At 47.9% G+C, this 19,098-nt stretch carries 15 protein-coding genes; 6 read left to right on the top strand and 9 right to left on the bottom strand.

What is annotated here, in order from left to right; translation table 11 throughout:
* Window positions 1-35: 35 nt before the first annotated feature.
* Entirely contained in the window at window positions 36-305 is a 270-nt protein-coding gene (rpsO, locus tag BMY60_RS10480; RefSeq protein ID WP_090333475.1) for a 30S ribosomal protein S15, read from the bottom strand.
* 219 nt (window positions 306-524) lie between these two features.
* Entirely contained in the window at window positions 525-1,988 is a 1,464-nt protein-coding gene (locus BMY60_RS10475) for a dynamin family protein (RefSeq protein WP_090333474.1), read from the bottom strand.
* A 432-nt stretch (window positions 1,989-2,420) separates the two neighbouring features.
* Between BMY60_RS10475 and BMY60_RS10470 the strand changes: the two genes are divergently transcribed.
* Complete coding sequence (locus BMY60_RS10470; protein ID WP_218141680.1) at window positions 2,421-3,137, top strand: DUF502 domain-containing protein; 717 nt, start codon at window positions 2,421-2,423, stop codon at window positions 3,135-3,137.
* 339 nt (window positions 3,138-3,476) lie between these two features.
* On the opposite strand, the gene BMY60_RS10465 is transcribed toward BMY60_RS10470, so the two are convergent.
* The 6 genes from BMY60_RS10465 to BMY60_RS10440 all read right to left on the bottom strand — a co-directional run bounded on the left by BMY60_RS10465 (window position 3,477) and on the right by BMY60_RS10440 (window position 8,473).
* The gene (locus BMY60_RS10465; protein ID WP_090333489.1) at window positions 3,477-4,250 is read right to left on the bottom strand and encodes a hypothetical protein; all 774 of its coding nucleotides are present in this window, start codon (window positions 4,248-4,250) and stop codon (window positions 3,477-3,479) included.
* Between the two features lie 252 nt (window positions 4,251-4,502).
* Window positions 4,503-4,877 (bottom strand): hypothetical protein, encoded by a 375-nt coding sequence (locus BMY60_RS10460; RefSeq protein WP_090333472.1) that lies wholly within the window; start codon window positions 4,875-4,877, stop codon window positions 4,503-4,505.
* Window positions 4,878-4,945: 68 nt separating this feature from the next.
* Window positions 4,946-5,521 (bottom strand): CDP-diacylglycerol--glycerol-3-phosphate 3-phosphatidyltransferase, encoded by a 576-nt coding sequence (gene pgsA, locus BMY60_RS10455; protein WP_090333487.1) that lies wholly within the window; start codon window positions 5,519-5,521, stop codon window positions 4,946-4,948.
* A 125-nt stretch (window positions 5,522-5,646) separates the two neighbouring features.
* Complete coding sequence (gene uvrC, locus BMY60_RS10450) at window positions 5,647-7,485, bottom strand: excinuclease ABC subunit UvrC (RefSeq protein WP_090333470.1); 1,839 nt, start codon at window positions 7,483-7,485, stop codon at window positions 5,647-5,649.
* 84 nt (window positions 7,486-7,569) lie between these two features.
* Window positions 7,570-7,758, bottom strand: a complete 189-nt coding sequence (locus tag BMY60_RS10445) for a tautomerase family protein (protein ID WP_090333469.1) — start codon at window positions 7,756-7,758, stop codon at window positions 7,570-7,572.
* A 13-nt stretch (window positions 7,759-7,771) separates the two neighbouring features.
* Window positions 7,772-8,473, bottom strand: coding sequence for a uracil-DNA glycosylase (locus BMY60_RS10440; RefSeq protein WP_090333467.1), 702 nt, complete (start codon window positions 8,471-8,473; stop codon window positions 7,772-7,774).
* Between the two features lie 102 nt (window positions 8,474-8,575).
* Here BMY60_RS10440 and BMY60_RS10435 point away from each other — a divergent pair, with 102 nt between their 5' ends.
* The 5 genes from BMY60_RS10435 to BMY60_RS10415 all read left to right on the top strand — a co-directional run bounded on the left by BMY60_RS10435 (window position 8,576) and on the right by BMY60_RS10415 (window position 17,239).
* Complete coding sequence (locus tag BMY60_RS10435; RefSeq protein WP_256250798.1) at window positions 8,576-10,369, top strand: autotransporter assembly complex protein TamA; 1,794 nt, start codon at window positions 8,576-8,578, stop codon at window positions 10,367-10,369.
* A 20-nt stretch (window positions 10,370-10,389) separates the two neighbouring features.
* A complete protein-coding gene (locus BMY60_RS10430; protein WP_177166649.1) occupies window positions 10,390-14,379 on the top strand; it encodes a translocation/assembly module TamB domain-containing protein in 3,990 nt (1,329 codons plus the stop codon).
* 111 nt (window positions 14,380-14,490) lie between these two features.
* Complete coding sequence (locus BMY60_RS10425; protein WP_090333464.1) at window positions 14,491-15,096, top strand: TetR/AcrR family transcriptional regulator; 606 nt, start codon at window positions 14,491-14,493, stop codon at window positions 15,094-15,096.
* A 108-nt stretch (window positions 15,097-15,204) separates the two neighbouring features.
* Complete coding sequence (locus BMY60_RS10420; RefSeq protein WP_090333463.1) at window positions 15,205-15,480, top strand: DUF4242 domain-containing protein; 276 nt, start codon at window positions 15,205-15,207, stop codon at window positions 15,478-15,480.
* Window positions 15,481-15,592: 112 nt separating this feature from the next.
* Window positions 15,593-17,239 (top strand): tetratricopeptide repeat protein, encoded by a 1,647-nt coding sequence (locus tag BMY60_RS10415; RefSeq protein ID WP_090333461.1) that lies wholly within the window; start codon window positions 15,593-15,595, stop codon window positions 17,237-17,239.
* A gap of 238 nt (window positions 17,240-17,477) precedes the next feature.
* Here the strand turns inward: BMY60_RS10415 and BMY60_RS10410 are convergent, their stop codons facing one another.
* On the bottom strand, window positions 17,478-18,206 hold the full coding sequence (locus BMY60_RS10410; protein ID WP_090333460.1) for a PEP-CTERM/exosortase system-associated acyltransferase: 729 nt from the start codon (window positions 18,204-18,206) through the stop codon (window positions 17,478-17,480).
* Between the last annotated feature and the right edge of the window lie 892 nt (window positions 18,207-19,098).

Genomic DNA, 19,098 nt, shown 5'->3' with positions numbered 1-19,098 from the left:
AGCTAAACCACTGTGTTCATATTATTCAGCCATTTCTATTTTCGTAGGCCAAGGCGTTCTATCAACGCTTTATAGGCGTTAATATTATGGCGTTTCAGATAATCAAGTAACTTGCGCCGCCGGCCAACCATCCGCAGCAAACCGCGACGTGAGTGATGATCCTTGACATGTATCTTAAAATGATCGATCAAATCATTAATACGCGCAGTCAACAGCGCTACCTGAACTTCCGGCGAGCCGGTATCGCCGTCTCCTCTCTGAAAATCGCGCATGACTTGTGCTTTTTGATCAGTTGTTACTGACATATATTTCTCCAGTTAAAACCAAACGTAATAATTTTATAAAGTTGCGAATTTTACTCCTTAAAATGGTCCTTGTCCAAAACAGATCATGTCCGCTTTGCTTGGCAGATCCATTTTAAAAAAGCCGGTCTGACCGGTGCCCAGACAATTCTGATCTGTATTGATTTTCATAAAATCGACACCACTATAGTGCCCGTAAAACTAGTTAACTAAAAAAAACGTTTATTCGGCTGATACCTGGGAATTCTTTTCGTCGATACCAGAAGGATTAGTGAACTGATCATTCAGCTCCTGAATATAATCATTTGATTCATCGACAACTTCATCAATCGTGTGTTCCGTTACTTCATTCCAACCGGCTGGTTTTTTGAAAAGCATTGACCGGTAGGCGGCTGTACTCTTACTAAAAGCACCGATATATTGTTTACATGCTTCATGGTCATTGCCCATCTCCTCTGTCAATTTCTTTTTAATCCTGCCTGCCATGCGTCTTCGCACTGTAAAATGAACAAAGATGAGAACAAACAACAATACAAGTAATGCAGTGGCCGAAAACGATTCGCTTCCCGGAATCAATGCACTCAATAAGCTCCATGAACCGGATAAATGTAAAATCACAGCGGCAAATACGGCAAGTGTTGCAAAGATAATGCCATCGAATAAAAGCACTTTGCTCTTCCACTCATTCAGCATTTCAGACAGCTTAACAACTATTTGATTTTTAATAGACTTTGCCGTTTGCTCGAGTTTGCCGACAATACGGTATGAACGCTCCACCTCAATTTGCTGCATGCGCGCATATATGTCTTTCAAATCCTCTTCCCGTTTTTTTTCAAATCGTTCCTTCACTTTGGAATTACCGATCGGCACAGCCACATCAGGATTGTAGATTCGATAAAAACGGCCGGCGATCAGGCCGACTTCCGCAAGCGAGCGCTGCCAGGCTGAAACCACTTCTTCAGGATTATCCTCCTGGGCGGTCACGTCCATCTGGTTAAGAATATAGAGAAACTTGTTGGCGTCGGCGCGGTTGACACTTGCAGATACAAGGTACGCGAGCGTGTCCTGCATTGCTTTGGGTTCTGGATGGCGCGCATCGAAGAATACCAGCACCAAATCAGAAAGATTGATAATATGCTGCGTCAGCCGCAACGTCGATGCACGCTGACTGTCAGCGTCAAAACCCGGGGAATCGATCAGAATCTTGCCGCGAATATTTTCCGAAGGGCAGGTTTTTAACTGCAAATAAGCGTCAATACGTTCATGCCCGGCTTCAGAAATTTCTTCGATGCTCTTGCTGATATGAAAAAAAGGAAAGCGCGGATCCGCATCGAGCGCTACGCCCGGTAATGTTTTTGCTTCATCGTGGCGGCTGTAGCAAATGACTGTAAACTTGTCATCAACTGCCTGGTTACCCGTTCGCTGCAACTTCATGCCTAAATGCGAATTAATGAAAGTAGACTTGCCTGCTGAAAACGTACCCAACACGGCAATCATAGGCCACCAGGTCACGCAGGTCGCATAGGATTCGTCGCGGCTCAGCAGGCCCATACTATAAGCAATATAATCGATTTTCCGAAAACTCTTGACTGCTTTAGCCAGTACCGGATTATCCGGATGCTCGTCAGCCAAATGCTTTTCCAGGCTGTTGAGAAGTTTATTTATTTGAGTTGAACTATATGACATATAAGCCCCTTTTCATTCTTTTTTAAAGTGCATCTTGCTTAAAATGATGCTCACGGATAGCAGTTTACTTTTTGATAAACCCGGCTGAATAATATCGATCCTGCACAGTTCAATTTCTTGGCTGATCTTATTCCTTTATATTGAAGCAATGCCGGCATGAGGATCGGTTATTGTTTGTTTTGGATTTGATATAACACAGGTTAAGTGAGTAAAATTTAAGAAACTTTGCTTTGCGATTCTATCAAGAACGAGCTTGACGTGCCAGCAAATGGCCACTCTAATAATTCGCTGTTGTGAAAATGCCACTCTCTCATTTATCGCCATTTATTTTTTAACTTATTATCCTCAGGAACACGAACATAAAACCGGTTATCGTACATTTTCACGGCTCACTGTTCACGAAAACCTGTGCCAAACAATACAAGGCCAGCTATGAATACCAATAAGGACAATAATATGCATCAACAGGAGCGTTCAGCACATGTCGGGAGGTATGTCCTGATCGGCGCACTGACAGTTGCACCGCTCTGGGTAACCTGGCTGGTTTTTGAATTTGTACTGAAGATGCTGGCACAAATGGGTGAACCCTTGCTGAAAGGACTGGCACGCGCAGTGCGCCCGCATTCGGACACGATCGCCAACTGGTTACTCGACTCCAGTTTTCAACAGGGTGTTGCTGCGTTGTTAACTATCGCCGGATTATATGGCATAGGACTGCTCGCCTCGTTTGTGATAGGCAAAAAAGTAATCGGTCTTTATGAAGACATTTTGGCGCGACTTCCATTGGTACAAACCATTTACGGAGCCACAAAACGATTTTTCAATACATTGAGCCAGCCGCCCGTTTCAGGACGAAGGGTTGTCCTGATCAGCTTTCCATCCTCAGAGATGAAAGCCATCGGATTTATTACCAAAATTCTGGATGACACAGAAACCGGAGAACAACTGGCGGCTGTTTACGTACCTACTTCTCCCAATCCAACTTCAGGTTACATTGAAATTGTACCGATTAAAAATGTTGTCATGACCGACTGGAGTACGGAAGAAGCGATGACTTTTGTGGTAACCGGCGGTACCAATGCGCCTGAAAGAATACGCTACTCGAACCAGGAAAATATCATGCGGGACCTGCATGGAAATACCGACTGACACATCCGACTGACACATTTATAACAGTTGTCGTAACGGAAGACCTTGGCAGGTTTGCAGCAATGCCGCACTAGCGCTCCTTCAATATGATATTGCCTGGTACAGCGTTACCGTGGTGTTATGCAACAAGGCGCGGCCGCAGGAAAGGGGCGCTCCCTTTTCAAGTACTGTAACGCAGTTGCAGAGCACCACGGCAAAGCCCTGTGGGTGAGCTTGTCAGCATCCATGGGCTGCGTTCGTCCTTTGACAATAGAAAACAACGACTATTGCCTGCAAGGCACGCCTTGCCATGGTCACTGACAAACTCACTGAACCCGGCAATATCAAATTGAAACAGTACTAGTCCATGCTGCCATTCCTGCCTGTAACCTCTATTTCGGATACAAATAACCGCGTACGATGTCCGAAAATATTTCGGTTAGCGAGCCGTTCACTATAGTGTACTTTTACCAAAGCGCCCATCCTTAATCCTTCGATCGCGAAATGATAGAGATCACGGTCATCCATTACAAAATGACGGAATTTGTCGCCACTTTCTCCGATTTGCATGGTCATAAAATAATTTCGCATAAGGTTTTTATTCTTAATGACGTTGGTTATCCGCCCAAACTCGACACCGTAAGAAATTTCCGGCTCAAATGTGCGTATATCACCAATCAAATGCGCCTGCGTCAATGATATATTTTTATCAACCAAATAAATATCAACCAGTTCGTTGATTGCGGAACACGATAACAATGTATTGCTGCGCGGCGTCTTGTATTCAATCACGACATCGTAACCAACCAGTTCTTCGAGCACATCGTAAAAATCATCTTCTTCAAAACAGAAACGAAAGGGATTTGTCACCAGATTCTGGGGCAGACTGCCAAAACTGATAAATGACGCGCTGTCATGGCCTAGCAATATTTCACCAGTATATGCGACGCCTAATCCGCGCCGGGACAAATTTTCACGTCCGATTCGACTTAACTGTCCCGATGCATAACCTTTAGTATCTATGATCAGCGATGACGAAAAAGCCGGTGCAGCAATTGCAGTAATCAGACACAAGCCAAGCGCCAATGACAAGACAAGCATGCCCACAATAGACAAACCAAATTTTCTTTTCATTTTCAGTTTGTCAATTTTGATAACGATTAATATAAACCAGATTACACTCCTTCGGAAATTGCTTGCAGTAGAAATTTGCTGCACCAGCAGCTTTCTTGCAACAAATTGACATTATAGGCGCATAAAACATCAGAAGATGAGGAATATCACAAGCTAATTCGTTTCAATAAAGCGTTTGGCGGTATATATTGCCTGACCGTCTTGCAAGCGGGCAGTTTTAATAACAATTAAAACGTATACGTAAACGCGTAATCAACCATCTTCATATTTTCCGCCGCTTTGTATACAGGTTTCCTCAATTGTTGCCGCATTCCAGTCATGCTTCTTTTTCGAACCGTAGTAGTAATGCTTATCGAAAACCAAACCGTCAGGGTCTGTATAACGGATGCAGCGTCCGATTCTGTTTTTATCAGGACAACGGTTACCTACCGTGCAGTGTTTGGTTATCAACTGACGGTCTGTGGCGGATAGCGTGCTCAACCGGTATTCTTCACAGATACTTTGTCTTTCAATGCGTTCACAGATAACAAACGCACTTGGATTTTCGCCGGCGCTGCCGTGAGCGGCGGTCGCCAGCACAATAAAAAATAGTATAGAAGCAATAAACAGTAAAAACAGCCGCGTCATATGTTTCCCTTTTAGATTTTTGGTAGCGATAGCGTTTTCGTGCCTATCCGTATCATGATTCCAGTCAGTTACTGATCAATGTGGGCGGCTTTTGGAATCGCTACTTTTAAATAGTAAATCATTGACCATAGCGTCAAAACTGCCGCCACATAAATTAACCAAGTTCCGACTTCATGCGCATTAAAGCCCTCAATCAGATCATCATGGTAAAGCAGCAATGGGATCGCTATCATTTGTGCGGTGGTTTTGACTTTTCCCAAAAACGAAACTGCTACACTTTTGGATTGACCGATCTTCGCCATCCATTCGCGCAATGCTGAAACCGCGATTTCCCTGCCGATAATAACCAGCGCAATCGGTGCGCCGAGCCGGTCGAGGTAAACGAGCACAATCAATGCAGCAGCAACCATTAATTTATCCGCAACCGGGTCGAGAAATGCACCAAAAGCGGACATCTGGTTCAAAGCGCGTGCCAGAAAACCATCCAGCCAGTCTGTAATGGCGGCACCGGCAAAAATAATGGTGGCAACCAGATTTTTTTGTTCCAGTGTCAACCAGCCGCTGGGCAAATAGAAAATGCCAACAAATATAGGAATAGCCAGTATTCTAAGCCATGTCAGTAAATTCGGCAGATTCAGGGGCATAAAAACGATTGACTTGTCAGGCATCCAGGAAACAGGTATAAAAATAATTCATCAGATTAATCATAACGACTAAACACTTACGGCCGCAGGCATGCAAGGCAAAACCGTGCAATCCCAGACAATGTTTAATGCAGCTCCCTGTAGATTTTTTCCGCAAGCTTGCGGCTGATTCCTTCAGTCTTCGCAAGCTCCTCAATACTGGCCGTTTGCACTCCCTTTAAACCGCCAAATCGCCCCAGCAAACATTGACGGCGCTTGGCACCAATTCCACCGATATTTTCAAGACTCGAGGTCATGCGCGATTTCCCGCGCTGTCCGCGATGCCCTTGAATTGCAAAACGATGCGCTTCATCCCGTATCTGTTGAATCAGATGCAGGGCAGCATGATTATTCGGCAATTGTAACGGCTTTTTTCGCTCGGGAAAAATCAATTGCTCAAGGCCGGGTTTCCGGCCCTCGCCTTTGGCCACGCCCATCAGATTGGCATCACTGATACCGAGCTCATCGAGCGCTTCCTGCGCCGCATTCACCTGCCCTCTGCCGCCATCGATCATGATCAGATCCGGCATACGTCCTTCACCCTGTACAATTTTTTGATAGCGCCGGTTTAACACTTCGCGAATCGCTGCATAATCATCGCCTGGGGTAACGTCCTTGATATTAAAACGCCGGTATTCATGATTGCGCATGGCAAATTGATCATACACCACACAAGATGCGACCGTCGCTTCACCCATGGTATGACTGATATCAAAACATTCGATACGATTCAGGCCGTCCAGATTCAGCGTCTGCTGCAGTACAAACAGCCGTTCTTCCTGGCTGGCTTTACGGCTCATCATCTGACCGAGTGCGAGCTGTGCATTTTCAGACGCCATCTTCAACCATACGCGCCGTTCACCGATCGGATTCTGATTAATCGTTACCTTATGGCCTGACTGTGCGGTCAGTAAATCCTCCAGTACTTGGCGCTGAATTTTGCGATCGACGATAATCTGATTCGGCACGCTGCGATTGAGATAATGCTGCGCCAGAAAAGCCTCGATCACCGAAGATAACTGATAGCCGTCGGCATTCTGTGGAAAAAAGCTCTTGTCGCCAAGATGGCGCCCACCCCTGACCATCGCCAGTGTCACGCACACTTTGCCGCCGGCATTACCATCACCGGCACAGGCCACGATATCAGCATCCATCGCCTTGCCGCTGTCAACAAACTGTTTTTCCCTGATTTTGCGCAAAGCCTGCATTTGATCACGCAATACCGCCGCCTGTTCATACTCCATCCTGTCCGAAGCCTGCTGCATTTTATGGGCAATACTGTCTATCATCTCGGATTGCTTGCCTTGCAAAAACAGTGTGGCATTCTGGACATCTTCCCGGTATTCGGAAGGTGTAATTTTGCCAACGCAGGGTCCGCTGCAACGTTTGATCTGATACAGCAGACAAGGGCGCGTGCGATTGCTAAACACGCTGTCTTCACAGGTACGCAAACGAAAAACCTTCTGCAGCAAATGGATGCTGCTGCGTACAATGCCGGCATTGGGGAACGGGCCGAAATATTGATGCGATTTATCCAGCAGCCCGCGGTAAAATCCCAGCCGTGGAAATTCATGACCGCTCAGAATAATGTATGGATACGATTTGTCATCCCTGAACAGAATATTGTAGCGCGGCTTGAAATTCTTAATTAAATTGTTTTCAAGCAACAGCGCCTCGGCCTCGGAGCGTGTCACGGTGGTCTCGATGCCCGCGATCTGTGAAACCATCAGCTGCGTCCTGGGTGCCAACCCTGTTTTCTGAAAATAGGAAGATACGCGTTTCTTAAGATCCACAGCCTTGCCAACATAGACCACCTCGCCATCGGTATTCAGCATTCTGTAAACACCGGGTTGCGCGGGCAGGTTCTGGCAGTAACCTTTGGCGTCGAATTTCACCCGCACCTGTTTTTCTGAGTCTGCCGGCATCAGTACAGTTCCCGATCAGCGTCAGGTAAGCGGTTCATCAACTTCACACAAGAATTTTTCAGATATTTTAACAAGTTGACGACACTAATCTTTCTTGCCTAGCAAGGTGCCGCCGATTGCCCAGTTCTCATGCGGCACTTCCTCAAACGTGATGTACGTATAGGACTTCGATTTATTGGCAACACGCGATAGCGTATCGGTAATTTCCTCAGCGATTTGTGCTTTCTGATCCTGATTTAACATCCCTGCAACACGTAAATGAACATATGGCATTTTCCTCTCCTGATTATTTTTTGATGACCCGCCCTTCATTATTTATTGATAGATCGGCTGAAATCCTCGAAAATACCTGTTCAAACATTTCGGCCGTCAATCGTTTTGTCTGTGTATTGTAGCGGCTGCAGTGATAACTGTCATACAGTTTGAGCGTACCCGTGCATGGCAGCACATGCGTGGCTCCATGTGAAAACGGATAATCTTTCTGACGCAAATCAAAACACTGTAATACCGAGCGGTGCGCAATTGCGCCCAGCCCCAGTACAATCCGGCCACCCTGGTTTCTGAAAGCTTCCAACTCCATTTTGAGATAGTATCCGCACTGCCGGATTTCGTCCGGATTGGGCTTGTTCTGCGGCGGCAGGCACTTAACCGCGTTCGTTATTCTGCAGTCGATTAATTGCAGATCATCCTGCAGCGAAATCGATTCATGATGACTGGAAAATCCGAATTTATATAGCGTTTGATACAACAAAATACCCGCATAATCACCGGTAAAAGGCCGCCCGGTACGATTGGCGCCATGCATGCCAGGTGCCAGCCCAACTATCAGTAACTGCGCCCGATCGTCGCCAAACGCGCTGACCGGTTGTGCGTGATAACCCGGATAACGTGTTTTTACCGTATCAAGAAATGCTGCAAGCCTTTCGCATTGCCGGCAGCCGGCAGGCTGAAAAGGGTAATCCGTTTTTGTAGTAGAATGTGCAGCCATCACATTAAAAACAACAATGAAACATTGATATCATAAGTACCATAATTTTCTAAATGCATAACGCCACTGCCGAATTTTTAGCGGGCTCTCGATTGCTGTGTTATGCAAAATACCCAATTGATGTTCAAAAAACGGCTTGTAACTTTTTATTACGCGCTTTATTTCAGCATGTTTGCAGTCTGCAGCAATACGATTTTAGCGGAATCGGCGGCCATACCCAAGCTGTCCGGCTCTTCCGAATTTGTACGGCTGTCTGCACCCGATAAAATGCTGGATTTTCTTCAGGAATATATCAAGCTTCCTGAAGAGCCGTTCGCCAACAATATGGCGCAACGCGCTTTTCTTCACCGCGTCAAGCACGAGATCATAGAATTGCTGGCAACACAGGGATATTTTTCGCCCGTCGTTACCCTCGACAAACAAACTCTGAATAAGACAGAGACCCCTGTAATTGCAGTTGATCCGGGCCCGCTGGCGCATATCCAGTCTGTACGGATCGAATTTCAGGGCAGCATCGTCGATGATGAAACGCAGCAAGACAAAATTAAAAAATGGCGTAAAGCCTGGCCGCTTAGCGTCGGCAAACCTTTTCGGTCAGCCGAATGGGAAGAAGCCAAAGCGGTTTTGTTATCACAGGTCTCTTACAAAAAATTTGCTGCTGCCAGTATTGCAAAAAGCGAAGCAGTTGTAGACAAAGAAGACGCAGGGGTAGCACTGCATGTTGTCATCGACTCCGGTCCTGTTTTTTATTTTGGCGAACTGGAAATTACCGGGCTCGAACGTTACGACCCTGAAATGATCGAAAATTACAGACCCTTTCGTAAAGGAGAGCCTTACAGCGAAGAACTCATGAACAGATTTCAAACCGCCCTGCAGAATATTCCGCATTTTGGCAATGTATCGGTCAGCATTGATCCTGCTGAATCGAAGCATAAAGCCAGCCCGGTTTATGTGACTGTGACCGAAACAAAATCACAGCGCATCGCTGTCGGCGGCGGTTTTAGCTCGAACAATGGCGCGCGCGCGGAAGTCAATTACAGCGACCACAATTTCCTTGACCGCGCCTGGAATTTCAGAACGCTGCTGCGTCTGGAACAAAAACGCCAGACTTTTTTTACCGGTGTAAACACACTGCCTAATGAAAACAATATTTATTATGCTTTGGGTGCGAGCCTGCAAAGAACCGACATTGCAGATCTGGTAACCGTCAGACAGCGCGCCGACGCTGCACGTATTTATCAGACGCACAATATGCAATGGCAATATTCACTGAACTGGCAAAGAGAGGAAAAACGTCCCGATGGCGCACTCAATCAGACTGTTGAAGCGTTAGCCTTCGACTGGCGTTACCGGTATCATTTGGTGGATGACCATGTCAATATCCGGCGTGGCAACATCTCCGAATTGAGAGTCGGCGGCGGTCTCGAGTCTGTATTTTCCGATCAGGATTTTCTGCGGCTGTACGGACGGCAGCAGAACTGGTGGCCGGTGGGCAAACGCGATGTGTTTTATCTGCGCGGCGAAGCCGGCTACACACTGGCGTCATCGCGTTTCGGCATTCCGCAGGAATACCTGTTTCGCGCGGGCGGCATACAATCAGTTAGAGGTTATGATTTTCTGAGCATCGGTGTACGCGAAGGTAATGCGACCGTCGGCGGCCGCGTTCTGGCAACCGGTACCGCCGAATACACCCACTGGTTTATGCGCAACTGGGGCGCTGCTGCCTTTGTAGATGCTGGTAGCGCTGCCGACACTATCGAGGATATGGATTTATTTCTCGGTTACGGTGCTGGCGTGCGCTGGCGCAGTCCGGCGGGGCCGTTCGCGCTCGATCTGGCCAGAGGCCACAAAACCGGCACTTTCCGGGTGCATTTCTCCATGATTGTCAATTTCTGATGAAGCGTCGCAGAAACAATTTGGCACAACCAAAACGCAAAGGCTTAGGTGGCGGCTTACGGCTCAAATCCCTGGCTATTGTACTAGCCGGCGTTCTGGTTGCAGTGGCGGGCTGCGGCTACTGGGTGTTAAACACTGCATCCGGATTTCAATGGCTGCTGGCCACCACCGCACGCATGAGCAACGGTATGCTGACAGTTGAGGACGTCAACGGCACCTTCAGCGATTTGCAGATCGGTAAACTGCAATACCAGGACGAAGCATTAAAACTTGCCGTTCATCAGTTCAAACTTGACTGGTCCCCGGACCAGCTTTTAACCGGCAAGCTGTTCGTTCGTTTCATCGGTGCTGAACGCATCGACGTGTACACCGGGCCATCTTCAGAAGAAGAAACGGAGGAAACCGCGCTGCCAGACGACTTGTCGTTACCGATTGACATTTCGATACAGGCAATTTCAGTAGACGAGATACGCCTGTATTCACTCGAGGACGAACAACCCGATCAACAGCCCGAATTTTCGGTATACGATCTGTCGCTGCGGCTGGATAGCGACACAGAGCAGCACAGGCTGTCACATTTTTCCCTGAATAACGCCGAACTGGGTGCACTCAGCGCATCCGGTCACATTCGGACGGCGCGCCCGTTTAAGCTGAAGTCGAACATTCTACTTGATAACGCGGCACACTGGGGCGTTACGCATGCCGCCCTGTCCGGTTCACTGGAGCAACTGAATGTGAGACTGACCCACCGGAAAACGTCGATGCAGGGTGCCGTCATTATTCAACTTGATCCGTTTGCGCACAGCGCAACCGCCATGCTGAAATCGTTGCATGCTTCCGTCACCGGATTCAATCCTGCCGATTTTTTTCCTGACGACCCTGAAATTCCGAAGGCAGATGTGGCGCTGCAAGCAGTCGTTAAACCAGACGGCAACGACCGGCTTATCGGCCGTCTGGCACTGCAAAACGGCACAGCCGCGCCGCTGGACCGAAACGGTCTGCCGCTTGATGGTCTTTCTGCGGCGCTATCGTTAACCGAACAGACATTCAAACTGGGCAATATACGAATACAGTTTTCTGACCGGGGCCTGATTTCGGGTAATATGGCGTGGCACTTCGATCAATCAATCGGCCAGGCCGAATTAAATGTCAGCAATCTGGATCCTGCCGCGATCGATACGCAGCTGCAGCCGGCCAAAATCAGCGGCATGTTGCGGTTTGCAGGCGATACAGATGTTCAGCATATCACTGTCAGTCTAAGCGATCAGGCCCTGAAACTGGACGCATCCGCCGCATACGCCGCAAACCGGATCGTATTGGAGCGTCTCGATCTGCGCCACAGCCAGTCGCACTTGACCGGCAAGGGCGAATTGAATCTCGGTGGAGACGATACCGAAGACAATGTACAAACCTTTCAGTTTACCGGACGGCTCAAACAATTTAATATTGCCGATTTTATTCAGGGTGTGGAATCAAACCTGAACACACGCATCGATATTTCGGGCAGCCTGTCACCCGAATTGTCGGCAGTGCTTGATTATCAATTTGAAAAAAGCCATCTGAACCATCAGCCGGTAACCGGCACCGGGCAGATTGCATTTCAAGCACCGCTTTTTATCGACAGCAAGGCCGCCTTTCAAATCGGCTCGAATCAAATGAACATCGATGGAAAATTCGGCAAACCCGGCGACGCACTGGCACTGCGAATTACTGCGCCATCGCTGGCGCAGGCAGGATTTGAGTTGTCTGGTGCTCTCGAAGCGCGTGTAGATTTAAAAGGCACGGCGGAATCCCCGGCATTTGATTTCAGCATTGACAGCCAGGCACTCGCACTGTCCGAAGACCTTTCTATCGACAGCCTCTCCGCTGAAGGCTATTTTCACTCGGACGCACTTGCGCTTAAGCTCAAGGCCAATGAACTGCGTACAGATGGCGAAACACAGTTTAAACAGCTTGATCTGAATGTAGCCGGGGAAAAGTCGGCGCACATTTTACAGACCCGTATACACGTCAATGACGATATCACGGCTGTTTTACATGCCGATGGCGGCCTGACCGGGCTTGACAAGCCGGACACACCGCCTGTCTGGCAAGGCCGGTTAACCGAGTTGTCAGTTACAGGACAGGTGCCAGTCGCGCTGCAAGCGCCGGCACCGGTCACGCTTAGCAGCGAGCGTGTTGACATCCGCAATGCGCACATGGAGATAGCGGGTGGTCAGGCCAGCATCAACCGCGTTTTATGGTCGCCGCAACAGTGGCAAAGCGATGGTTATTTTTCCGGTATTAAGATACATCCCGGCAGCGATTTGATTCCCGGTGAAGAATTGCTTCACCTGGGCGGCCAATGGCATATTGAAGCACCAGCCTCGCTGTCCGGACTGACCGGCGATATTGAAATTTCACGTGAAAAAGGTGACTGGCACCTGCCCGGTGAATTACCGCAAGCTGTCGAACTGCAAACCCTGAAATTAAAAGCCAGCGCACGCAACGGCGCTATCGCCGCCCAATTTGATTTAAACAGCGCGCTTATCGGCGAAATTCATGCGCAGCTGAGACTGCCCGCGCTGCAAGCTGAAAATGGCGAATTGCTGGCGTCAGCTACCCGGTTGGACGGCAGGCTTAATCTGACAATACCCGATCTATCCTGGCTGGATCGGCTGAGCGATAACGCAATGCAGGCTGGCGGTGCGGTCAAACTGCAAACCAGCATCGCGGGTACGCTCGAAAAACCGGCGCTGCAGGGTGATATCCGCGGCGAACAACTGGTGATTGCATTGCTCGATCTCGGCCTGAATTTGCACCAGGGCAAACTCAAGGCGCATTTTGATGAATCAGCGCTGCATATCGAACAGCTGAGTTTCGTGTCGCCCTACCAGCCGCCGCCGAAAGACCGTCTGCTGAAAAATCTGAAACTGGAAAAAACCCCGGGATCCTTAACAATCAATGGTTCGCTGGGTTTTATCGACAATACGCATGATCTGACTGTCAATCTTGACCATCTATATCTGGTGCATCCGCCGCATTACTGGATTGCCGTTTCCGGCAAAAGCGCCGTGCAATTTGTCAATGATACGCTGGATTTCGAAGGCGAAATCACCGCCGATGCCGGATTGCTTATGCAACCGCCTGCATCCCGCCCGCAACTGGCTGATGATATCGTCATTGCAGAAGACAACGCGGCGCTGCAAAATGAATCCGGCAACGAGGAGCAGGAAACAATCATCAATCTACATGTCACACTCGATCTCGGCAAACAGTTTTTTCTGCGCGTAGCAGGACTTGAAGGCCGTCTTGACGGCAATCTGCAATTACAGAACGACGAAAAAGAAACCCTCAGCGCCATCGGATCGATCGCCACGCGAACAGCAACCTATACCGCCTACGGCCAGGACCTCACCGTTACGCGCGGCATTGTGAACTTTCACGGTCCGTTAGACAATCCCGGCCTGAACATTCTGGCAGTACGCAAAGGTCTGGAAGTCGAGGCCGGCGTCGAAGTTGCCGGGTCGGTACGGCGTCCGGAAATCAAACTGGTTTCGACCCCGCATGTGCCCGACACAGAAAAACTGTCATGGATTGTGCTCGGCCGCGCCCCCGACATCAGTGGTCTGGATACATCTTTGCTCATTACTGCCGCCAGCGCAATCCTTGGTGGCGGATCCGGCGGCATCACCGACCAGCTCAGCGACATGCTCGGCGTCGATGAGATCTCCTTCAGACAAGGCAGTACACCGGGCAGTACGCAAACCAGCACACCCACCAGCACATCCAATGGCGGCAGTCAATTTGCCAATGCAACGGGTCTGGCCAGCAGCACCTTGGGCGGCCAGATCGGTACCGTCGGCAAACGGCTTTCCTCGCGAGCGTACCTCAGTTACGAACGCGGCATCACCGCCGCCACCGCTGGCATCACCAAACTCACCTACAGCTTGACGCCCAAAATCACTGTCGTTACGCAAGCAGGTGAAGACAGCGCAGTCGATTTGTTTTATACGTTCCGGTTTGACTGATCTTAACCGCTGTCGCGCTAATGCTGCCAAAACGTTTGCACATCCTGAAACATTTGCCAAAATTTGACAAACTGACTTGACAATTTAAGACAACCGGTCGTATTATAGTCTATGCATAAATCAACCAGAACTGCCAAAAAAGATTTCAATAAAGAGAATATTTTGAATCAGGGCGTCATGATGCTGATGAATCAGGGATATCATGGAACCGGCTTGCAACAAATTTTAGATGCGGTCAATATTCCCAAAGGCTCATTCTATAATTACTTTGAGAACAAGGAGCACTTCGGCGCCGAAGTGATTCAGTACTATATTGACCCTTTTCTTGAACAGCTGGCAATGCATTTAAAAAATTCAGACGCAGATGCACTCGGGGCAATACAGTGTTATTTTGATGAATTAATTGAAGAGCTGGAGCGGAACAATTTCAAAGGTGGCTGTTTGCTCGGCAATTTAATGGGCGAAATTGGCGATACCAGCGATATATGTCAGGAATCATTGCAGATTGCTGTTAACCGTTACCGGGACCTGCTGCAGTCCGGCCTGGAAAAGGCGCAGGATCAAGGTACTGTCAGGGAAGACAAGATAGCCAGAAATATGGCCGATCTTTTGATCAATACATGGCAGGGCGCTTTGCTTAGAGCCAAAATTGAGAAAACGTCAATCCCAGTAACACAATGCTGTCAGGAATTACTGGGCGATTATTTCAAGCCTTGATATTGTTCCTTGAAGATTGTTAACTTGATAACTGAAGCTGTTATCAAGACGGTCGGGTCAAATCATCTAAGATGACCGGTCATTTTTTACTACTTAAGGAGAACCAACATGCCAAAATTTATAATCGAACGCAATATTCCAGGTGCAGGCGCATTAACCGCAGCCGACTTACAAGCCATTTCACAAAAATCATGCAGCATATTGAATCAGATGGAACCCAGGGTACAATGGGTTGAAAGCTTTGTAACCGACGACATTGTTTATTGTGTTTATATTGCACCTGACGAAGCGTCAATTCGCGCACACGCGAATCAGGGTGAGTTTCCCGCTGACCGGATATCCCGCGTCAGGACGGTGATTGATCCAACTACTGCAGAGAACTAAGTTGCGTATTTTTACCAGCTATAACCGAAATAACTGAAATGTATCAGCGGTTGCTGAACCGAGTGAACTTACAGATTCATCACAAGCCGCATCTTTTTTAAAGGAGCGTCACATGCAATCCCGAACGTTAAACTACCTGGCAGGAATACTATTGATCGCAGCAATTTCAACCGGTTTATCCGCAACAGCAGCGACCGGCGAAAACGCACCAAAACTGCAAAATCTGGGTCCGCACACATTCCCTGTCAGCACAGACAACAAACAAACACAGCTTTTTTTTAATCAGGGCGTCAACCTGTCATACGGCTTTAATCATGCCGAAGCCGGCCGGGCATTTCGAGAGGCCGCACGGCTCGATCCAGAACTTGCAATGGCGTACTGGGGACAGGCGCTTGTACTCGGCCCCAATATCAATGCGCCGATGAACCCGGATGATGAACCGCTTGCATACAAGCTGATCAAACAGGCCAAGTCGCTTGCATCACAAGCGCCCCGCAAAGAACAGGCACTGATACAGGCGCTTGAACAGCGTTACACCAACAATCCGGCGCAGCGGGCCGAGAACGACCGTGCTTACGCACAGGCCATGCAAGCCGTTCACCGGCAATTTCCCGACGATCCGGATATTACGATGCTTTATGTAGAGTCGGTAATGGATATAAGCCCTTGGGATTACTGGGCGGCTGACGAGAGCCCCAAAGAAGGCATCGCTGAAATTGTGGCGCTGACAGAACAGGTGCTGCAGCAGAACCCGAACCACCCGGCAGCATTGCATTTGTACATCCACCTGGTGGAGCCGACGCCAACACCTGAGCGGGCCGAAAAAGCGGCGGACACACTGCTCACGATCATGCCTGCAGCGGGTCATATGGTGCATATGCCGTCCCATATATTCTATCGGGTCGGCCGGTACGATGACGCGGTCAAAAGCAACCAGCTTGCAATAGCCGCCGACGAAGACTATATCCGGCAAAGCCAGGCTGAAGGATTGTATGCAATCGGTTATTATCCGCATAACATTCATTTTCTATGGTATTCCGCAACCGCTGGCGGGCAAAGCGGGATCGCCATTGAATCCGCATTGAAACTGGCCGGTAAAGTCGACGACACCACCCTGGAAGAGCAGCCTTTCACCGCTTTATTCCGCGCGGTTCCCTACTGGGCCTACGCCCGGTTCGGGCTGTGGAATAAGGTACTGGATGAACCTGCGCCGCCTGCCGGCAACGCCTTTCTAAACGGCGCCTGGCATTACGTGCGCGGGCTGGCGTTTGTCGCATCCGGCCAGTTCGAACAGGCGCAACAAGCGCTGGCGGTGCTGCGGACTATTTTGCGCAACGAAAAGCTGGACGATCATTTATTCTCAAAAAATACCAAGCGCGCCATCCTAGCCATCGCACCCGAAGTTCTGGCAGGAGAGATCAATGCAGTACAGGGAAAATTCGATACCGCCGTCGCACATCTTGAGAAGGCTGTACAGTTGGAGGATGCGCTGGCGTATACGGAACCCACCGAATGGCATTATCCACCCCGACTGGCCCTGGGCGCAGTTTTGCTGGAAGCGGGACGCGCAGCCGAAGCGGAAGCCGCTTACCGGGAAGATCTTCGGCGAAACAGGGAAAACGGCTGGGCTTTGTTTGGCTTGATGCAGTCACTACGCGCTCAACAGAAAACGCAGGAAGCCGATTCAGTCGAGGCACGCTTTAAAAAAGCCTGGTCGCATGCGGACATCACGCTCACAGCGTCACGATTCGGCCGATAACACAGGCGTAAATTTCAGCAGCGGAGATAGTGACGACTTCTGCGCGCCAGACCTTCGCTGCAGGTTGAATGCAGAAAATATTGCTGACTGACAGGGCCGCTGTCTCACGGTCGCGCTCAGCCAATTTTGTAATCGTTATCTTAACTCACCGGGGTTTGACCCTTACTATGGCCATACAGCTTGATGTTAACCATTGGATGACCAAATACAATCGAACAATACATCATGCGTTCACATTTTATTTCATACACATTTCCAGATCCTGAGCAATAATTTGATAAAGCGAATGTAATGGAAGGTGCATTTTACTAATGCTGCTATTGATACAAACTAATGAAGGAACGCGTGTGCCTCGGTGCTCGATTGATTTTCCAATTAAAGTGATGTCAAATCCCAATTTACTAAAATGCTGTGCCAGCCTTTTTTCTGTGAGTACGAACAAGTATTCAATTCCATGAATGTGCGCTAGCTTCATTGTTCCGAGATAAAGACTAACTGGTATATAAGGAAATCTCTGTTCTTTTTGAATGCTGAAATCTGCCGGTGATATGCTAATCGCATCTTTGCTGTCACTTTTACGCCTGCGATAGTCCGCAATGACTGCAAGACGAGACACTTCTGCCAGTTTATTACGGGGTATCGTTGTTAAATCAAATTTCGAATTATCAAACGTACAGACTTTTTCAATAGGTAATAAATAACCAGGTTTATTCACGCATGGAAAAATAATTCGCGTACAACCAATAAACTCACCTGTTTTTTTACTGCGCAATAACAAATGCAAGGAATCAGCATCATATTCATCGATTTCGCGCTTGTCCTTTTGAATAGATTCAAACCCCAATTCCTCACAATAAACCTTGTGCCGTACGTGATAAGCGCTATTTTTTTGTTCCTCGGACTTTGCAAAAACAATTTCAAAATATTTTTGGAAATTTTCGCCTAATTGAGTTATTTTTTCACGCATACTAGTTACTCCAGAAATAAGGGCTCTTAACAACGCATAGTTTTTATGCTCACCTAATGAAAGTCTTGTGTTTAATCAAAAACCTTCATTTTCACAAATAACTTATTGTATTAAATTGGCTTTGAAAAGATTATTTTGTTTCGTTGAGCGTCTTTCCTATTTGACTGACACATCATTAATCGGTCGTCCATTAAGACCGGAACCTGGTTAATTCATGCATGGCAAGCACTACTGTATTCACATGATATTGTCAGGTACAGTACGCACAGGAAAGGGTTGTTTTTCCTTTCAAACACTGTAACGCAAATACAGGACACCACGATAGCGCCCTGCGGACAAGACCATGTTTACACGATGGATTTAGGGTCAAACGGTTTTATAGGATTAACGATCTATAAAATCATTTTTAACGATCTATAAAATCATTAGACTTGCTTTCAGTTATTTAAATTCCAAACGTCCCAACTCCCTTATCAAGATTTAACTTTTCTTCGTATCACCTTCCCAATTTATTTCTGGATTTTTATTAGGGAGTGCCATCATGTGTTATGTGCAATTAGCGCGTGCAGATTTTTGATGGCTGTTTGTGAAAAGTATGCGGAGCATAGCCATAGCTATGTTCAAGCGCTTTGAACAAGCAGGTGCAAAAATATGCCGCGCCCTTCTGGCTTGTTTTTTAAACAAAATTATCGTCGTTTTCGCGTCTGAATATGCTCCGGCATGTCCTGCGGTACAAAAAACTGATCCCTTTGTCCAAAAAAACAAACAGAATTGCACATAACACATGACGGTACTCCCTAGTATTTCGATTCATTAAATTATTTACAAATTAAACGATTTCGAGATTGAATTTCTTCCAGCGGTAAACGACAGGAGTAGAATTAATTTCCTC

The sequence above is a fragment of the Nitrosomonas sp. Nm51 genome (genome assembly GCF_900111165.1).
GTDB lineage: Bacteria > Pseudomonadota > Gammaproteobacteria > Burkholderiales > Nitrosomonadaceae > Nitrosomonas.
Note: the sequence above shows the minus strand (reverse complement) of the source record. Positions and strands in the feature narration are given on the sequence as shown.

Excerpts from the sequence above, each read along its gene's own strand:
- rpsO (WP_090333475.1), bottom strand. The coding sequence starts at position 305 with ATGTCAGTAACAACTGATCAAAAAGCACAAGTCATGCGCGATTTTCAG.
- BMY60_RS10475 (WP_090333474.1), bottom strand. The coding sequence starts at position 1,988 with ATGTCATATAGTTCAACTCAAATAAATAAACTTCTCAACAGCCTGGAA.
- BMY60_RS10470 (WP_218141680.1), top strand. The coding sequence starts at position 2,421 with ATGAATACCAATAAGGACAATAATATGCATCAACAGGAGCGTTCAGCA.
- BMY60_RS10465 (WP_090333489.1), bottom strand. The coding sequence starts at position 4,250 with ATGAAAAGAAAATTTGGTTTGTCTATTGTGGGCATGCTTGTCTTGTCA.
- BMY60_RS10460 (WP_090333472.1), bottom strand. The coding sequence starts at position 4,877 with ATGACGCGGCTGTTTTTACTGTTTATTGCTTCTATACTATTTTTTATT.
- pgsA (WP_090333487.1), bottom strand. The coding sequence starts at position 5,521 with ATGCCCCTGAATCTGCCGAATTTACTGACATGGCTTAGAATACTGGCT.
- uvrC (WP_090333470.1), bottom strand. The coding sequence starts at position 7,485 with ATGCCGGCAGACTCAGAAAAACAGGTGCGGGTGAAATTCGACGCCAAA.
- BMY60_RS10445 (WP_090333469.1), bottom strand. The coding sequence starts at position 7,758 with ATGCCATATGTTCATTTACGTGTTGCAGGGATGTTAAATCAGGATCAG.
- BMY60_RS10440 (WP_090333467.1), bottom strand. The coding sequence starts at position 8,473 with ATGGCTGCACATTCTACTACAAAAACGGATTACCCTTTTCAGCCTGCC.
- BMY60_RS10435 (WP_256250798.1), top strand. The coding sequence starts at position 8,576 with ATGCAAAATACCCAATTGATGTTCAAAAAACGGCTTGTAACTTTTTAT.
- BMY60_RS10425 (WP_090333464.1), top strand. The coding sequence starts at position 14,491 with ATGCATAAATCAACCAGAACTGCCAAAAAAGATTTCAATAAAGAGAAT.
- BMY60_RS10420 (WP_090333463.1), top strand. The coding sequence starts at position 15,205 with ATGCCAAAATTTATAATCGAACGCAATATTCCAGGTGCAGGCGCATTA.
- BMY60_RS10415 (WP_090333461.1), top strand. The coding sequence starts at position 15,593 with ATGCAATCCCGAACGTTAAACTACCTGGCAGGAATACTATTGATCGCA.
- BMY60_RS10410 (WP_090333460.1), bottom strand. The coding sequence starts at position 18,206 with ATGCGTGAAAAAATAACTCAATTAGGCGAAAATTTCCAAAAATATTTT.